Origin of the sequence: Streptomyces sp. NPDC053431 (assembly GCF_044544925.1) — a bacterium.
GTDB lineage: Bacteria > Actinomycetota > Actinomycetes > Streptomycetales > Streptomycetaceae > Streptomyces.
Genome location: NZ_JBITXX010000006.1, coordinates 152,507 through 169,439, shown reverse-complemented (window position 1 = coordinate 169,439; position 16,933 = coordinate 152,507). Strand labels below are relative to the sequence as shown.

Annotated in this window: 13 protein-coding genes and 1 pseudogene; 9 read left to right on the top strand and 5 right to left on the bottom strand. The window is 71.6% G+C overall.

The features are described from left to right. Positions 1 to 385: 385 nt before the first annotated feature. Positions 386 to 844 (bottom strand): annotated as a pseudogene (locus ACIGXE_RS17325) (SRPBCC family protein); the annotation flags it as partial. A 121-nt stretch (positions 845 to 965) separates the two neighbouring features. Beyond that, on the bottom strand, positions 966 to 1,151 hold the full coding sequence (locus ACIGXE_RS17320) for a hypothetical protein (protein ID WP_399748119.1): 186 nt from the start codon (positions 1,149 to 1,151) through the stop codon (positions 966 to 968). Positions 1,152 to 1,338: 187 nt separating this feature from the next. On the opposite strand from ACIGXE_RS17320, the gene ACIGXE_RS17315 reads away from it, so the two are divergent. Continuing rightward, positions 1,339 to 2,256: a poly-gamma-glutamate hydrolase family protein gene (locus ACIGXE_RS17315; RefSeq protein ID WP_399748117.1), complete on the top strand. Its 918-nt coding sequence runs from the start codon at positions 1,339 to 1,341 to the stop codon at positions 2,254 to 2,256. Between the two features lie 141 nt (positions 2,257 to 2,397). Here ACIGXE_RS17315 and ACIGXE_RS17310 read toward each other — a convergent pair whose 3' ends face one another. Beyond that, positions 2,398 to 5,319, bottom strand: coding sequence for a glycoside hydrolase family 48 protein (locus ACIGXE_RS17310; protein WP_399748115.1), 2,922 nt, complete (start codon positions 5,317 to 5,319; stop codon positions 2,398 to 2,400). A gap of 263 nt (positions 5,320 to 5,582) precedes the next feature. Here ACIGXE_RS17310 and ACIGXE_RS17305 point away from each other — a divergent pair, with 263 nt between their 5' ends. Together ACIGXE_RS17305 and ACIGXE_RS17300 are read left to right on the top strand one after the other, a co-directional pair. Beyond that, positions 5,583 to 7,130 carry a cellulase family glycosylhydrolase gene (locus tag ACIGXE_RS17305; RefSeq protein WP_399748113.1) on the top strand — a complete coding sequence of 516 codons (1,548 nt, stop codon included), beginning with the start codon at positions 5,583 to 5,585 and terminating at the stop codon, positions 7,128 to 7,130. Positions 7,131 to 7,145: 15 nt separating this feature from the next. Then, positions 7,146 to 8,918: a glycoside hydrolase family 6 protein gene (locus ACIGXE_RS17300; protein WP_399748111.1), complete on the top strand. Its 1,773-nt coding sequence runs from the start codon at positions 7,146 to 7,148 to the stop codon at positions 8,916 to 8,918. Positions 8,919 to 8,991: 73 nt separating this feature from the next. Here ACIGXE_RS17300 and ACIGXE_RS17295 read toward each other — a convergent pair whose 3' ends face one another. Next, complete coding sequence (locus ACIGXE_RS17295) at positions 8,992 to 9,471, bottom strand: hypothetical protein (RefSeq protein WP_399748109.1); 480 nt, start codon at positions 9,469 to 9,471, stop codon at positions 8,992 to 8,994. A 173-nt stretch (positions 9,472 to 9,644) separates the two neighbouring features. On the opposite strand from ACIGXE_RS17295, the gene ACIGXE_RS17290 reads away from it, so the two are divergent. Then, positions 9,645 to 10,016, top strand: coding sequence for a glutaredoxin domain-containing protein (locus tag ACIGXE_RS17290; protein ID WP_399748107.1), 372 nt, complete (start codon positions 9,645 to 9,647; stop codon positions 10,014 to 10,016). Between the two features lie 31 nt (positions 10,017 to 10,047). Here the strand turns inward: ACIGXE_RS17290 and ACIGXE_RS17285 are convergent, their stop codons facing one another. Further along, positions 10,048 to 11,079, bottom strand: coding sequence for a LacI family DNA-binding transcriptional regulator (locus ACIGXE_RS17285; protein ID WP_399748105.1), 1,032 nt, complete (start codon positions 11,077 to 11,079; stop codon positions 10,048 to 10,050). 282 nt (positions 11,080 to 11,361) lie between these two features. Here ACIGXE_RS17285 and ACIGXE_RS17280 point away from each other — a divergent pair, with 282 nt between their 5' ends. From ACIGXE_RS17280 to ACIGXE_RS17260, 5 genes are all read left to right on the top strand, one after another. Continuing rightward, on the top strand, positions 11,362 to 12,717 hold the full coding sequence (locus ACIGXE_RS17280) for an ABC transporter substrate-binding protein (protein WP_399748103.1): 1,356 nt from the start codon (positions 11,362 to 11,364) through the stop codon (positions 12,715 to 12,717). 98 nt (positions 12,718 to 12,815) lie between these two features. Next, on the top strand, positions 12,816 to 13,826 hold the full coding sequence (locus ACIGXE_RS17275) for a carbohydrate ABC transporter permease (protein ID WP_399748101.1): 1,011 nt from the start codon (positions 12,816 to 12,818) through the stop codon (positions 13,824 to 13,826). Positions 13,827 to 13,831: 5 nt separating this feature from the next. Further along, positions 13,832 to 14,686 (top strand): carbohydrate ABC transporter permease, encoded by an 855-nt coding sequence (locus tag ACIGXE_RS17270; RefSeq protein ID WP_399748099.1) that lies wholly within the window; start codon positions 13,832 to 13,834, stop codon positions 14,684 to 14,686. 57 nt (positions 14,687 to 14,743) lie between these two features. Next, a complete protein-coding gene (locus tag ACIGXE_RS17265; protein WP_399748097.1) occupies positions 14,744 to 16,189 on the top strand; it encodes a GH1 family beta-glucosidase in 1,446 nt (481 codons plus the stop codon). A 78-nt stretch (positions 16,190 to 16,267) separates the two neighbouring features. Next, a complete protein-coding gene (locus tag ACIGXE_RS17260) occupies positions 16,268 to 16,918 on the top strand; it encodes a 1,4-alpha-glucan branching protein (RefSeq protein WP_399748095.1) in 651 nt (216 codons plus the stop codon). Positions 16,919 to 16,933 lie beyond the last annotated feature (15 nt).

Genomic DNA, 16,933 nt, shown 5'->3' with positions numbered 1-16,933 from the left:
GTCGGTCGGCTCAGTCGTGTCGGTCGGCTCCGTGAACGGCCTTCCGTTCCGGAGAGCGGCAGCGCGGGTCGTCCGGCCGGAGCGGGCCACGGGGGCCGCTCCGACCGGACGCCGGCGGGTCACCTGCTACGGCGCGGGGCGCCGACCCAGGCGATGGCCGCGAAGGCGTGCGCCGGGCTCAGCGCATGCCCGGCTCACCGGGCTCCGGCGGGAGCTCCCAGGTGTCGGGCGCCGGGCGGGACCTGGACGGGCCCGTCGTGCCGCCGCCCATGGCGTCCCCGGCGCCGCCCATGGTGTCACCGGAACCGGCACCCATGGCGCCTCCCGTGCCACCGCCCATGGTGCCGCCGGAGCCACCGCCCATGGTGCCTCCGTGCTCCGTGCCGCCCGAGGGGCTGATGCGGCCGCGCCACTCACCGGTCTCGTGCCCGCGTTCCTCGATGAAGCCCTTGAACCGCTTGAGGTCTCCCTTGACCCGCCGGTCCAGGAAGCCGAGGGCGTCGCCGGCCTTCTCCGTCATGCCTTCCGGCTCCATGTCCATGGCCAGCCGGACCCGCGTGTGGTCCGGGTCGAGGGACTGGAAGGTGACGACGCCCTTCTGCTTCACGTCGCCGCCGGTGGTCCGCCAGGCGATGCGCTCGTCCGGCAGCTGGTCGACGATCTCGGTGTCGAACTCGCGCCGGACGCCCGCGACCTTGGTGCGCCAGTGACAGTGGCGGTCGTCGATCTGACGGACGTCCTCCACACCTTCCATGAAGTTCGGGAAGTCCTCGAACTGGGTCCACTGGTTGTAGGCGTTCCGCAGCGGAACGTCCACATCGATGGTCTGCTCCACCATGCTCACGGTCATTCCTCCTTCTGCCGTCCTGGACAAAACGGGATCGACCCGCGCGTACCCGGCGAAGTACACCTCAATCTCCGCTCGCCGGAACGAAAGGAGGACGACCCGGCGCCGCCTGCCGCCCTCAGTGCGCGGCCGCCCCGAACTCGACGTGCTGGGTACGCAGGGCGAAGTCGGGCTCGTCGACGGGCGGGGCACCGATGAATTGCCGCCGCGCCTCGGCGCGGGCCTCCTGCATCAGCGTCCTGAACTGGTCGTCCGTGAGCGGGCGTCCGCCTCGCCGCTGAGGGCGTTCGACCTTGTCACGCATCTGCGGACCTCCTCATCCGTCACGGTGCATGACCGGCGACTGCCCGCTCGTGGGCGGTTCAGACACGGTCGCGCACCGGACCTTCCCGCGTACGTGATGAGCGGTATCCGCGATTCCGATACTTGCGTTTTGTCATGCTCAGACCCCCGCCGAGGGAGCCCCCGGGAGCGTCGTGCAAGATCACGTCATGACCAACACCAGCAGACGTACCGTCCTCGCCTCCGTCGCCGCCGTCGCCGCCGGTCTGCCCACCCTGAACGCCGTCGTGGGCAACGGCGCGACGCCCGCCGCGGCCGCCGACACCTTCGTCTCCAACACCAAGCTCTACAGCGACGGGACCTACAAGGAGGGAGTCGACTACATGCGCCGGTACCGCATCGGCGCCCCGGTGGTCACGGACAACGACCGCTACGCGAGCGTGGCCCTGAACAGCACCGCGGTCATCGCCCCGCACGGCGGCGGCATCGAGGCCGGCACCAGCGAGCTGTGCATGGCCGTCGCGGGCTACAAGCCCTTCGACCACGGCATCGACCCCTCGACCGTGGCGGTGGCGGGCGAGGTGCAGCGCGACTTCTGGATGTTCGAGGCGCTGACCCACTCGAGCGACCAGCACATCACGTCCACCAACTGCGACGACCCGGCCGCCCTGGCCGTCTGCGCGAACAACCTGTACGCGGTCTCCCTGCACGGCTTCAGCGACGCGAGCCAGCGGAAGATCATCATCGGCGGGCGCGACGAGCGGCTCAAGCGCAATCTGGCCGCCTCCTTCGAGAAGTGCGGCATCACCCCGTACACCGGCAACATCGGCTGGAACGTGATCGTGGAGGTCGCCGCCGCCGGCGACCCCATCAACGGCGACGACCCGGCCAACATCGTCAACAAGACCCGCACCGGCGCCGGCGCCCAGCTGGAGATCTCCACCGCGATGCGCGAGGCGATGTTCGGCGACTTCTCCACCGGCTCCCAGCGCAGGAGCACGGCGGGCGTGCCGAGCACCGACAGCCCCTACGCGGACCGCCTCTGGAACGGCTTCGTCAAGGCCGTGCGCGACGCGATGCGGAACCACGAGCTCGGCCAGGACCCCCAGTACTACCCGCAGGCCTGAGCCTCGCCCGCAAAGGACCGGAGCTGAAGGGCCGACGCCGAAAGGCCGACGTCCAACGCCGACGCCGGAGGCCGGGCGGACCTGTGGGGGTCCGCCCGGCCTGGTCGTACGGGGAGCCTGCTCGCCTGCGCGGGGCGGCGGTTATTCGAGCAGTTCCGCGTACGAGCCCATGGCCAGGGCGATGTCCGCCTGGGCCCAGAACCGGTGGTAGGTGAAGACGGGCGCGGCGCCGCCGGCCAGGTAGGCCTCGATCTTCGGCCAGGCCGGGTCGTTCTTGTAGAAGGAGCGGATCGACAGGAAGGTCGACGAGGAGTTCACGGCGTCGCCGTTGGGCATGGTGCCGGTCCACCCGCTCGGGACGTACACGGGGTCGTCGAAGCGGTTGTAGTCGGCGCGGGTCTCGGGGACGGCGATGCCCAGCGGGTCCTGGTGGTGGGTCCACATGCCGTCGAGGAGGGCCTTGGCGACCCGCTTCGCCTCGGCGTGGCCGGACCTGGCGGCGTAGTAGGTCAGGGTCTTGGCGTAGGCGGCGGCCACGCCGACGTCGTCGGTGTAGTCGGCGACGGTGACGTGCAGCCCCATGTTGGCGCCGGGGCTCGCCGCGTTCCAGGTGTCGGGCGCGCCGGACCACTGGAGGGTGGACGGGACGCGGTAGGTGCCGTCGGGGTTGACCGTGGTCTTGGACAGCGCCCAGGCGACCCACTTGTCGAGGACCGTCTTGGCGGCGGTGTCACCGGTCTGCTGGTAGTACTCGGCGACCCGCTCCATGGACCAGGCCTGGAAGCCGAACCACTGGTTGGACGGCGGGTCGTGGTAGACCGGCTTCTCGTCGTAGTACATGCCGTGGAAGGTGGGGGTGCCGGCCGGCGGGGTGGCGTAACGGCCCTGCCAGCTGTTGGTGGCGCCGCCCGCGATGGCCCCCTCGTCGGACTGGAGCCAGCGGTAGAACTCCAGCTGCCGGGTGAGGCTGGTGGCCCAGTCGGCCGAGCCCGTGGCCGACTTCGGCTTGAGGGGGGCGTAGGAGCTGAGGGCGTAGGCGGCGAGGGGGTTCTGGTAGCCGCCGTGGGCGTGGCTGGAGCCGATGCGCCAGGCCCAGCCGGCCGAGGTGTCGGTGGCGCCGCCCCAGGCGTAGTACCAGGACATCAGGTAGTGGGAGCTGTTCTTGCCGCTGCCCGCCGGGCAGGTGGTCGGCCCGACGCAGTCGCCGACCTTCTTGAAGTACTTGTCGAACATGGCGTAGCGCAGGTAGTCGCCCATCTTCGCGGCCTTGCCGACGGTCGTGGCGACCTGGGCGCCCTTGCCCTGCTGCTTGGCCCAGACGTCGGCCCAGTACACGGCCTGGACGGCGCGGGCGTCGGCGTCGGGGGCGTTGGTGAACTTCCACTGCTTGGCGTAGGAGCTGTCGCCGGTGAACAGGTCGAGGTAGCCGTTCTTTCCGCCGTAGGCGAACCTGTCGCAGGTGGGGTGGGTGACGGTCTCCCAGACGGACTCCTGCGGTCCGCGCTGGAAGGTGTTGACGTAGGAGGGGCCGGTCGCGGTCGGGCCGGTGGAGCACGTCCCGGGCTCGTTGCCGTAGCCGTAGACGTTGTCGACGTCCTGGATCCAGTGCATGCCGTAGACGTCGTCGGTGCCGTACGCGCTCTTCAGCTCGGCGGCGAGCGGGTCGGCGCCGGCCGCGACGCCGGTGTCGAGCTTCGCCGGGTACTGGGACGGGAGGTCCCACTCGGGCGCGTAGGTGGCGGGCTTCGCCGCGTTGTAGAAGGAGTTGGTGGGCTGGTCGGCGTGGGTGGGGATCATGTACTTCTCGAGCGTGTCCCACGCGCCGTTGAACTTCGACCAGTCGCCGGTGCTCTTCCCGTACATGGCCTGGAGCCACACGAGGTAGCTGTACGCCTCCGAGGTCGTCTCGTGGCCGTGGTCGGGGGCCTCGACGATCAGGGTCTCGACGGAGTGGTACGGGATGCCCTCGGGCGAGAAGTAGCCGTTGGCGGGGTTGGTGATCTTCCCGTAGAGGTCGAGGAACCGGGCGTCGTACGTGGAGTTCGCGGCCAACTGGGCGACGGTGACCTCGGCCTTGGTGTGGCCGGGTGCGGTCGCGGTGAAGACGGCCGTGCCGGTGCCGGTCGGGGCGGCGGCGACGGTCACCTTCTGGGCGGTGTTCCAGTTCGCCGGGGTGAAGGTGAGCGTGGCGGGGGTCGCGGTGAGACCGGTGACCCCGGAGGTCCGGGCGATGCCCACCGTGACGTTCGCGCTCGGCTGGGTGGAGAGCTTCAGATCGAAGGTGCCGCTCCCGCCCTGCCGTACGGAGAGCTGGGCGGGGGTGGCGACGAGCGCGGGGCCCGCGGCGACGGTGATGCCGACGGGGGTGGACTCGCCGGTGGCGCCGAGGGAGTCGTACGCCTTGGCGTAGAGGGAGTGGGCTCCGGCCGGCAGGGACGTGGCGCCGAGGGTGTAGGGCGCGGTGGTGTCGGTGCCGATCAGGCTGGTGTCGCTGTAGAACTCCACCTTGCTCACCGTGGCACCGTCGGCGGCGGCCGCGGTGGCGGCCAACGGGACGGCGTCGCCCTCGCTGTAGACGGCGCCGGGCGCCGGGCTGGTGAGGACGGTGACCGGGGGCTGGTGGGCGCCGGTGCACGGGGTGCCGTTGACGCTGAAGGAGGTCGGGGCGGTGTTGCTGCCGGTGTAGCTGAACTGGGCGCCGGTGGTGACGGCGGCTCCGGCGGCGACGGTGCCGTTCCAGGCGGCGTTGGTGACCGTGACGGTCCTGCCGGACTGGGACCAGGTGCCGTTCCAGCCGTTGCTCAGCTTCTGGTCGCTGGTGTACGCGTAGCTCAGCGTCCAGCCGTCGAGGGCCGTGGTGGCGCGGTTGGTGAGGGTGAGCTCGGCGGTGAAGCCGGAGCCCCAGTCGTTGGTCCTGTAGTCGACGCTGCACTGCACGGCGGCGGCCTGGGCGGGCGGTCCGACCGCCAACAGGGCGGCGGGCAGGGCGAGTACGGCGGCCAGCGCGATGAGGGGCCGGGCCGGACGGCGTGGGCCGTGGGGTCGGCGGGGGCGTGGTGGCATGCGGGTGGTTCTCCTCGCGGCTCGGAAGGTGGGGTGGTGCGAGGGTGAGTGGTCAAGCTCTGAACCAGTGGGAGCGCTCCCACTGTGCAGACCTGACGAGACGCCGTCAAGACACCCGAAGAGTCGAAGGCGCCGGGCGCGGAAATTTGCTCAACTCCTCTTTTCCTTGGCGACAGTTGCCGCTACGGTCTGCCCGACCAGTGGGAGCGGTTCCGTCCGGCCGGCACGCCACCAGGGCGTGCCCTCGCTGTGAGGACTCGCTCATGCGACATCCCCCTCGTCTGACGGCGCTGCTCGCGGGAGCGGCGCTCACGGCGGCGAGCACCGCTCTCGTCGTCACGGGTACGGCCGCTGGAGCCGCGGCCGCCCCCGCCTGCACCGTCGAGTACCAGGTCGTCGGCCAGTGGGCCGGCGGCTTCCAGGGCGCTGTCACCGTCACCAACAACAGCGCCCCGCTGAACGGTTGGAGCCTCGGCTTCGACTTCCCGGCCGGCCAGCTGGTCAGCCAGGGCTGGGGCGGCAAGTGGTCCCAGTCGGCGCGGTCGGTGACCGTGGTGAACGAGAGCTGGAACGGCGCGCTGGGAACGGGCGCGAAGGTGACGGCCGGGTTCATCGCCTCCTGGACGGGCACCAACCCGGCACCGACGGCCTTCACGCTCGACGGCGCGCCCTGCGACACGGGCGGGCCGACCCCCACGCCGACCCCCACGCCGACCCCGACCCCTACCCCTACCCCTACCCCTACCCCTACCGATCCGACGACCCCGCCGACCACACCTCCGACCCCCGCCACAGGCGCGCCCCAGCTCGGCGTGTCCGGCAACCGGCTCGTCGACCAGAACGGCGCCACCCGCCGGCTGCTCGGGGTGAACCGGTCCGGCGGAGAGTTCATGTGCGTGCAGGGCTACGGCATCTGGGACGGCCCGGTCGACGACGCCTCGATCCAGGCGATCGCCGACTGGAAGGCCGACACCGTCCGCATCCCGCTCAACGAGGAGTGCTGGCTCGGCCTCGACAACGTCAGGCCCGAGTACCGCGGGGCGAACTACGTCGCCGCGGTCAAGGACCTGGTGAACCGGGTGATCGCGCACGGCATGACCCCGGTGGTCGAACTGCACTGGACGTACGGCCAGTACACCGGCAACTCCGCGGGCTGCTCCGACGTCCACGCCACCTGCCAGAAGCCGATGCCCGACGCGCGGTACACCCCGGCGTTCTGGACCTCGGTCGCGAACACCTTCAAGGACGACAGGAGGGTCGTCTTCGACCTGTTCAACGAGCCCTACCCGGACCGGGCGACCACCACCACCGCCCAGGCGTGGACCTGCTGGCGGGACGGCGGGGCCTGCCCCGGCATCGGGTACGAGGTCGCCGGCATGCAGGACCTGGTGGACGCGGTCCGGGCCACGGGGGCGAAGAACCTCGTCCTCGCCGGCGGCCTGGCGTACTCCAACGACCTGAGCCAGTGGCTCGCGCACCGCCCCACGGACCCGGCGGGCAATCTCGCCGCCGCGTGGCACGTCTACAACTTCAACACCTGCGCCGACGAGACGTGCTGGAGCAACACCCTCGCCCCGGTCGCCGCCCAGGTTCCCCTCGTGGCGGGCGAGATCGGCGAGAACACCTGCGGCCACGCGTTCGTCGACCGCGTCATGAAGTGGTTCGACGACCGCGGCCTGTCCTACCTGGGCTGGACCTGGAACACCTGGAACTGCAACTCCGGGCCCGCCCTGATCACCGCGTACGACGGCACTCCCACCGCATTCGGCCTCGGGCTGCGCGACCACCTGCGCACCCTGAACGGAAACTGAAAGGGCCCCCACCCCATGAGCCGCACGAAGAGCCGCACCGCCCTGTTCGCGGCGCTCGGCCTGATCGCCGCCACCGGCGCGACGGCCACCGCCCTGAGCACCGCCACCGCCGGCGCCGCAGCCGCCGGCTGCAAGGTCGACTACCAGGTGGCCAACCAGTGGAACACCGGTTTCACGGCCAATGTCACGATCACCAACCTCGGCGACCCGGTCAACGCCTGGACCCTTGGCTGGTCCTACGGGGGCGACCAGAAGGTCTCCCAGGGCTGGAACGCCGACGTCGCCCAGTCCGGCGCCGCCGTGACCGCGAGGAACCTCTCGTACAACGGAACGCTCACGACCGGTGGTTCCACCTCCTTCGGCTTCAACGCCACCTACAGCGGCACCAACGCGGTGCCGGCCACGTTCACGCTGAACGGCGTCACCTGCACCGGCTCGGTGCCGCCCACCACCCCGCCGACCACTCCCCCGACGACACCGCCCACCACTCCCCCGACGACACCGCCGACGACGCCGCCGACGACCCCGCCGGCCGGTACCAGGGTGGACAACCCGTACGCGGGCGCCCGGGTGTACGTGAACCCGGAGTGGTCCGCGCACGCGGCGGCCGAGCCGGGCGGCACCCGGGTGTCGAACCAGCCCACCGGCGTGTGGGTGGACCGCATCGCCGCCATCAACGGCGCCAACGGCGCCATGGGCGTGCGGGCGCACCTCGACGAGGCGCTGCGCCAGAAGGGCGACGGCGAGATGGTCGTCCAGTTCGTGATCTACAACCTGCCCGGCCGCGACTGCGCGGCCCTCGCCTCCAACGGCGAACTCGGGCCGACGGAGATCGACAAGTACAGGACGCAGTACATCGACCCGATCGCGGCGATCCTGTCCGACCCGAAGTACGCGAGCCTGCGCATCGTCACGACGGTGGAGCTCGACTCGCTGCCCAACCTGGTCACCAATGTGACCGGCCGCCCGACGGCGACCGCGAACTGCGACGTGATGAAGGCCAACGGCAACTACATCAAGGGCGTCGGCTACGCCCTGAACAAGCTGGGCGCGATCCCGAACGTCTACAACTACCTGGACGCCGGCCACCACGGCTGGCTGGGCTGGGACGACAACTTCGGCCCCTCCGCCGAGCTGTTCAAGACGGCCGCGACCGCCGAGGGCTCGACCCTCGCCAACGTGACCGGCTTCATCGTCAACACCGCCAACTACAGCGCCCTGAAGGAGGACCACTTCTCCGTCAACGACTCCGTCAACGGGGTCTCGGTCCGCCAGTCCAAGTGGGTCGACTGGAACCGCTACACCGACGAGCTGTCGTACGCCCAGGCGATGCGCGACAAGCTGGTCTCGATCGGCTTCGACTCCAAGATCGGCATGCTGATCGACACCTCCCGCAACGGCTGGGGCGGCACCGCCCGGCCGGCCGGACCCGGCGCGAAGACGGACGTCAACACGTACGTGGACGGGGGCCGTTACGACCGCCGGATCAACCCCGGCAACTGGTGCAACCAGGCAGGCGCGGGCCTCGGCGAACGGCCCAAGGCGGCTCCGGAGCCGGGCATCGACGCCTACGTCTGGATGAAGCCGCCGGGCGAGTCCGACGGGGCGAGCAAGGAGATCCCGAACAACGAGGGCAAGGGCTTCGACCGCATGTGCGACCCGACGTACACGGGCAACGTCCGCAACGGCAACAGCATGTCGGGCGCCCTCCCGGACGCGCCGCTGGCGGGCCAGTGGTTCTCGGCCCAGTTCCAGGAGCTGCTGAAGAACGCCTACCCGGCGCTGTGACCGGCGCCTGAGACAGCCCGCGGGGCGGGCCGGAACCACACCTGGTCCCGGCCCGCCCCGTGGCACGGGGTCGTCATCGGCGCGTGCAGCGCTCCCAGGGGAGTTCCCGGCTCGTCACCCGCGTGTTCTCGCCCACGGGGACCGTGACGTCGAAGGCGAAGCAGCCCGTCACATAGGTCTCGGTCGCGAAGAGGACGGAACTCCCCGGACCGATGCCGAGGAGTCCCGCGACCACGCCGGTCGTGCCTTCCCGCCTCGTCACCGCCACCAGGCCCGGGGCGGGTTTCGCCGGGAGGAACAGCCGGGCGATCTCGGCGTCGGTCACCGTCCCGTCGGCCGCCGCCCCGACCAGCTGCTGGCGATGGGCCTCGACGGAAGCGCGCAGGGCGTCCCGGGCCTTGGCCTCCGAACGGCCCGGCAGGGTCGCCAGCCAGATCCAGAAGCCGACGACGAGCACGAGCAGGGCGATCAGGACGGACAGACACCCGCGCCACAGCCGGCCGGCCACGGGTCCCCATCGGGCCCGGGCTTCGGGATCCGATCTTGTCGACATGGGCGGAGCCTCTCCCCCGAGCCCGCGCCGTGACCGCTCCCTTGGCCGAACCGCAACGGCACCGACGCACCACGGTGACCCGCCACGCGGCTTCCGGCTCACGGGGACGTCGCTCAGCGTTCTCGTGCCCTGATCGTCTCCTCCCGCTCGCCGTGACGACGTACGGTCGGGAGATGACGTCCGGGAGAGGGAGAGGCATGGGCCAGGGCGCGGCGCGGGACGGGCAGCAGGACGGACAGCAGGACGAGGTGGTCGTCTACTGGCGGCCCCTGTGCCCGTACTGCGTGGCGCTGATGACCGGTCTGCGCTTCACGCGGCTGAAGTACCGGACCGTCGACATCTGGCGGGACCGGGAGGCGGCCGCCTTCGTCCGCTCGGTCGCCGACGGCAACGAGACGGTGCCCACCGTCACGGTGGCGGGGCACGCGATGGTGAACCCGTCCCGCAAGGAGCTGCTGGCGGCGGTGACCGCCCGCGCCCCGCACCTGCTCGCGCGGGGCGAGGGGAGCGGCGGGGGCGAGGGGAGCGGCGGGGGCGGGGTCTGAGGCGGCACCCGCCCCGGCCGGTGGCAGCGGGTCAGGACGAGTCCCGCACCACCAACTCCGTGGGCAGCACGTGCCGCCGCGGCTCCGCCGTCTCCGCCCGGCCGGCGAGCCGTTCGAGGAGCATCCGCGCCATCGTCCGGCCCATCTCCTCGATGGGCTGGCGGACACTGGTCAGCGGCGGGTCCATGAGACGGGCGACGGCCGAGTCGTCGACCCCGACGAGGGCGACGTCCTCGGGGACGCGGCGGCCCGCCTCGCGCAGGACCCCGCGGGCGCCGGCGGCCATGACGTCGGAGGCGGCGAAGACGGCGTCCAGGTCCGGGGCGCGGTCGATGAGTTCGCGCATCGCGCGCCGGCCGCCGTCCTCGGTGAAGTCGCCGGTCGCGACGAGGAGGTCGTCGGCCTCGAGGCCGGCCGCCGCGACGCCCTCGCGGTAGCCGTCGAGGCGGGCCCGGGCCACGTACATGTCGAGCGGTCCGGTGATGGTCGCGATCCGGCGGCGCCCGCGCCCGGCGAGGTGGGCGACGGCGGCGCGTCCGGCGCCCGCGTTGTCCGAGTCGACGTAGGCGGCGGACTCGTCGGCGGTGCGGCGGCCGTTGAGGACGACCGGGAGGCCGAGCTCGCGGACCAGGTCGGGCAGCGGATCGTCGGCGTGGACGGAGGCGAGCAGGACCCCGTCCACGCGCTGGGCGGCGAGGTACTGCTCGAAGCGCTGCCGCTCGCGCTCGGTGCGCACGAGGGTGAGCAGCAGCTGCTTGTCGGCCTCGCCGAGCTCGGCGCTGACGCCGCGGATGATGTCGAGGAAGTAGGGCTCGGCGAAGAGGCGGGCCTCGGTCTCCGGGATGACGAGGGCGACCGCGTCGGTGCGGCTGCCGGCCAGCGCGCGGGCCGCCTGGTTGGGCACGTAACCGAGCTCCTCGATGGCCCGGTGGACGGCCTCGCGGGCCTGTTCGCTCACCCGCGGCGAGCCGTTGATGACCCGGGACACGGTGCCCCGGCCGACCCCGGCCCGGGCCGCGACCTCTTCCAGCGTGGGCCTGCCGCTGTGCCGTCCACCGTTCACGTCTCTCGTACTCCCCTCGCCATGTGCCTCGTACTCCCCTCGTACGCCGCCACCGCGCGCCCGCGGCGATCACGTCAAGATAGGCCACGCTCCCCGGTCCCGACAGAATCCGCGTCCTTCGACGACCGAAGCATGGGAGCGCTCCCACACTATCGGAACGCCGCCGCGGACGAATTCGTGTTCATGTCTTGACACCCCCACCCGTAAGGCAGGAACCTTCCGGCAACGACGACGTGGGAGCGCTCCCATCGCTGACACCACCTTTTGGACGAGGAGAGTGGAATGCGCACTTCCAGCAGCAGACCGGCGCCGGGGCCCGGCCGCGCACGCCGCACCGCACTCGCGGCGGTCGCGGCCCTGACGGCCGGCTCGGCCCTGCTCACCGGCTGCGGCGACGGCGGCGACGGAGGGGACGCCGCCGACGGCGGGACGATCACGCTGCGGGTCGGGACCTTCGGTTCCTTCGGCTACGACAACAAGACCGGCGCCAAGCTCTACGCCGAGTACGAGAAGACCCATCCTCACATCAAGATCGTCGAGTCCAACGTCGCCGACGGCCAGAAGTACTGGGACACCCTCAAGCTGCGCCTCTCCCGCAACAGCGGCCTCGCCGACATCCAGGCGATCGAGGTCGGCTACATCGCCGAGGCGACCGGCTCCGCGATGGCCGACAAGTGGGTCGACCTCTCCAAGAACGGCGGCGCCGACCTCGGCGCCTTCCTGGACTGGAAGACCAAGCAGGCCACCACCGCCGACGGCAAGGTGATCGGCCTGGGCACCGACATCGGCCCCATGGCCATCTGCTACAACAAGGACCTCTTCGCCAAGGCCAAGCTGCCCACCGACCGCACCGAGGTCGGCAAGTTGTGGGCGGGCGACTGGGCCAAGTTCCTGGAGGTCGGCAGGACCTACCAGAAGAGCGCGCCCGCGGGGACCTTCTTCCACGACTCCGGGAGCGGCCTCTTCAACGCCGTCGTCAACAGCCAGCCCGAGCAGTACGCCGATCCGAGCGGCAAGCTCGCGTGGGAGACCAGCCCCGGCGTGAAGACCGCCTGGAACACCGCCGTCACGGCGGCGCAGAGCGGCCTGACGGCCAAGCTGCGCCAGTTCGACGAGAAGGGCACCTGGAACGCCGCCTTCAAGAACTCGAAGTTCGCCACGGTCGCCTGCCCGAGCTGGATGACCGGCATCATCAAGGACCAGGCCGGAGCCGCCAACCAGGGCAAGTGGGACATCGCCGCGCCGCCCGTCGCGGGCAACTGGGGAGGCTCGTTCCTGGCCGTGCCGAAGTCCGGCAAGCACGCCAAGGAGGCCGCCGAACTGGCCGCCTGGCTGACCGCTCCGGCGCAGCACGCCAAGGTGTTCGCGGTCAACGGCAACATCCCCTCCACCAAGGAGACCCTCTCCTCGCCCGCCGTGGTCGGCGCCAAGCTGCCGTACTTCGGCGACACCCCGGTCGGCGAGATCTACGCGGCCGCCGCGGCGAACATCCGGCCGGCCCCGATCAGCCGCTGGGACGGCCAGGTGAAGACCTTCCTCACCGACAACGGGATCCTCGACATCGAGCAGCGCGGCACCGACCCGGCGAAGGCCTGGGAGAACGTCAAGAAGCTGGTCGACGACAAGATCGACCAGTAGCGGGAGCGGGGGTGTCCCGCCGCGCCCGGCCGGCGGGCGGGACACCCCGGGCCCACCGATCGCAGCACCCGTACGCACCGATCTGGAAGGACGCCCCCGTGGCCACCTCCGTACGGGCGAGGAACGGCGGCTCCCCGTCGCCCGACGCACCGCCCTCCCGCTCCCCGCGCCCCGGCGCCCGCCGGCCGGACGGCCCGTCCGCCCGGCGCAGCAGGCTCTACCGGTGGGACCTGAAGGCGACGCCGTACGTCTTCGTCGCCCCCTTCTTCCTGACCTTCGCCGCCTTCGGACTCTTCCCGCTGCTCTACACGGGCTGGCTCTCGCTCAACCGGGTGGAGCTCGGCGGCGATCCGCAGTGGAGGGGCCTGGAGAACTACACCGGTCTGGCCGACAGCGACTTCTTCTGGAACGCGCTGCTCAACACCTTCACCATCGGGGTGATCTCGACCGTCCCGCAGCTCCTGATGGCGCTCGGGCTCGCGCACCTGCTCAACTACAAGCTGCGCGGCCGGGGTTTCTTCCGGGTCGCGGTGCTCGCCCCGTACGCGACCTCGATCGCGGCGGCGACGCTCGTCTTCGCGCAGCTGTTCAACACCGACTACGGCCTGATCAACTCGGCGCTCGGCCTGGTCGGTTTCGACCCGGTGGACTGGGAGTCGTCCAAGTGGCCGGCGCAGATCGCCATCTCGACGATCGTGACCTGGCGCTGGACCGGCTACAACGCGCTGATCTACCTCGCCGCCATGCAGGCCGTGCCGCAGGACCTGTACGAGGCGGCCGCCCTCGACGGGGCCTCGCGCTGGCGCCAGTTCCTCAGCGTGACGATCCCCTCGATCCGCCCGACGATCCTGTTCACGGTCATCGTCTCGACCATCGGCGCGACCCAGCTGTTCGGCGAGCCGATGCTGTACGGCGGCAGCGTGGGCATCTCCGGCGGCAGCGGCAACCAGTTCCAGACCCTGAGCCTGCTCATGTACGAGAAGGGCTGGGTCACCGGAGCCCTGGGCCAGGCCTCGGCCATCGCCTGGGTGATGCTGCTGCTCCTGCTCCTCGTCGGCGGTGTCCAGTCGCTCGTCGCCCGCGTCAACCGCAAGAAGCTGGGGGGCTGAGCCACATGCGCACCCGTTTCCGGCAGTCGGCCGGCCGCCAGCACCACGCCGGCCCGCTGACGTACCTCCTTCTCGGCGTCGCCGCGCTGCTGTCCCTCTTCCCGCTGTACTGGAACCTGGTCGCCGCCTCGCACAGCGGCGAGCGGGTGGTCACGGCCCCGGCGCCGCTGCTGCCCGGGCCGCGGCTCTTCGACAACCTCTCCTTCGCCTGGAACCAGGTCGACATGGGCGAGGCACTGGTCAACACCACGGTCGTGGCCGCCCTCGTCGCCGTGTCCACGGTCCTGTTCTCGACGCTCGCCGGCTTCGCCTTCGCCAAGCTGCCGTTCAAGGGCCGCAACGTGCTGCTCACCCTGGTGGTGGCGACGATGACGATCCCGCCGCAGCTGAGCGTCATCCCGCTGTACCGGATCATCACCGACCTCGGCTGGGTCGACCAGCTGCAGTCGGTGGTCCTGCCCTCCCTGGTCGCCGCGTTCGGCGTGTTCTTCATGCGCCAGTTCCTCGTCGAGGCGCTGCCGGTCGAGCTGGTGGAGGCGGCCCGGATGGACGGCGCGCACTCGCTGCGGATCGTCTGGCACGTGGTGTTCCCGGTCGCCCGGCCCGCGATGGCGGTCCTCGGGATGCTGGTCTTCGTGCAGGCGTGGAACGACTTCTTCTGGCCGTTCATCGCGCTCACCCCGGACGGCAGTCCCACCCTCCAGGTGGCGCTCGCCGGTCTCGGCGCGGGCAACCACACCGTCGACCAGGCGGTGGTGCTGACCGGCGCGCTGATCTCGACGGTGCCGCTGCTGCTCGTGTTCGCCGTGCTCGGCAAGCACATCGTCGGCGGGATCACCGCGGGCGCCGTCAAGAGCTGACGGCCCCGGCCCCGCTTCCCCTTCCCTCACCCGTCTCTGCGTTGGGAGCGCTCTCTCATGACCGCGTCCGAAACCCGGCCGCTCACCGCCGTCCGCCGTTTCCCGTCCGGCTTCCTGTGGGGCGCGGCCACCGCCGCGTACCAGATCGAGGGGGCGGCGGCGGAGGACGGGCGCACGCCGTCCATCTGGGACACCTTCTCGCACACCCCGGGCAAGGTCTTCCAGGGCCATACGGGCGACGTGGCCGTCGACCACTACCACCGCTTCCGCGAGGACGTCCGGCTGATGTCCGAGCTCGGTCTGAACGCCTACCGGTTCTCGGTGTCCTGGTCGCGGGTCCAGCCGACCGGCCGGGGTCCGGCCGTGCAGAAGGGCCTGGACTTCTACCGGCGTCTGGTGGACGAGCTCCTCGCGGCCGGGATCGAGCCGGCGCTGACCCTCTACCACTGGGACCTGCCGCAGGAACTGGAGGACGCGGGCGGCTGGCCGGAGCGCGCCACGGCGGAGCGCTTCGCGGCGTACGCGGCGCTGGTCGCCGACGCCCTGGGCGACCGGGTGAGCCGCTGGACCACGCTCAACGAGCCCTGGTGCAGCGCCTTCCTCGGCTACGGCTCCGGGGTGCACGCTCCGGGCCGGACCGACCCGGTGGCCGCGCTGCGCGCCGCTCACCACCTCAACCTGGGGCACGGTCTCGCCGTCCAGGCGCTGCGGTCGGCGCTGCCGGCCGGGGCGAAACTGGCGGTGTCGCTCAACCTGCACGAGGTGCGGCCGCTGACCGGCTCCGCGGGGGACCAGGAGGCGGCGCGCCGGATCGACACGGTCGGCAACGGGGTGTGGCTGGGGCCGATGCTGGAGGGGCGCTATCCGCAGGAGCTGTTCGCGGACACCGCGGAGCTGACCGACTGGAGCTTCGTGCGGGCGGGGGACGAGGCGACGGCCGGGCAGCCGCTGGACTGGCTGGGCATCAACTACTACACGCCGACGGTCGTTTCGCGGGTCGCGGAGGGTGAGGCCAAGCCGCAGGACGACGGGCACGGCAACAGCGCCTTCTCGCCGTGGCCGGGCGCGGACGACGTCGCCTTCCACCAGGCGGACGGGCCGCGTACGGCGATGGGCTGGCCGGTGGACCCCTCCGGCCTCACGGATCTGCTGACCCGGGTCTCGGCGCGGTACCCGGGCCTGCCGCTGGTCGTCAGCGAGAACGGCGCGGCGTACGAGGACGTGGTCGGCGCGGACGGCTCCGTGCACGACCCGGAGCGCGCGGCCTACGTCCACGCGCATCTGGAGGCGGTGCACCGGGCGGTCGAGGAGGGGGCCGTGGTGCACGGCTACTTCCTGTGGTCGCTGCTCGACAACTTCGAGTGGGCGTACGGCTACGCGAAGCGGTTCGGCGCCGTGCACGTGGACTACGGGACGCTGCGCCGCACGCCCAAGTCGAGCGCCCGCTGGTACGCGCGGGTGGCCCGCTCGGGCGAGCTGCGGGCGCCGGGGGCGGAGGCCTGACGGGTCGTCGGAGAGGTACGGTTCCGGGGCGGGTCCACCCGCCCGGAACCGTACCGTCACCGAGGAAGCGCACCGCACATGGCCGAGATCCACAAGACCACCATGACGCCGACCAAGCTGGAGCTGCTGGCGGCCTGGCTGCCGACGCGGCCCTGGTACCCGGCGACGGGCGGCGCGCCCGTGCTCGAGAAGGCGGGCGGCTTCCGGCTGGACGACCCCGAGGGCGAGGTGGGCATCGAGTTCATGGTGGTGCGGGACGCCTCCGCTCCGGAGCCGCGCGGCTATCTCGTCCCGCTGACGTACCGGGGCGCGCCGCTGGACGGCGCGGAGCAGTCGCTCGTCGGCACCTCCGAGCACGGTGTGCTCGGTACGCGCTACGTGTACGACGGGACGCACGACCCGGTGCTGCTGGCCGCGTTGCGGGCGCTGCTGCAGGGCCGCGCCGAGCCGCAGGCGCAGAGCGAGACCGACACCCCCGACCCGAAGGTGACCGCCTGGGTCGACGGGGACGCCGGGTGGGCGCCGGTGGCCGACGTGTCGGTGACGGACGGGCCGGACGGCACGGTGGTCCGCTTCGGCGCCGGGGCGCCGGAGCTGCGGGTGGTCCGGGTGCTCGGCACCGGCGAGGAGCCGGCGGAGGGGGCGCGCGGCGCGGTGACGGCCTGGTGGCTTCCCGCCGTGGACCAGGAGCGGACCGAGGCGTTCGTGGTCGTGCGCGACGCGCCCTGACGTCGGGGCCGGACC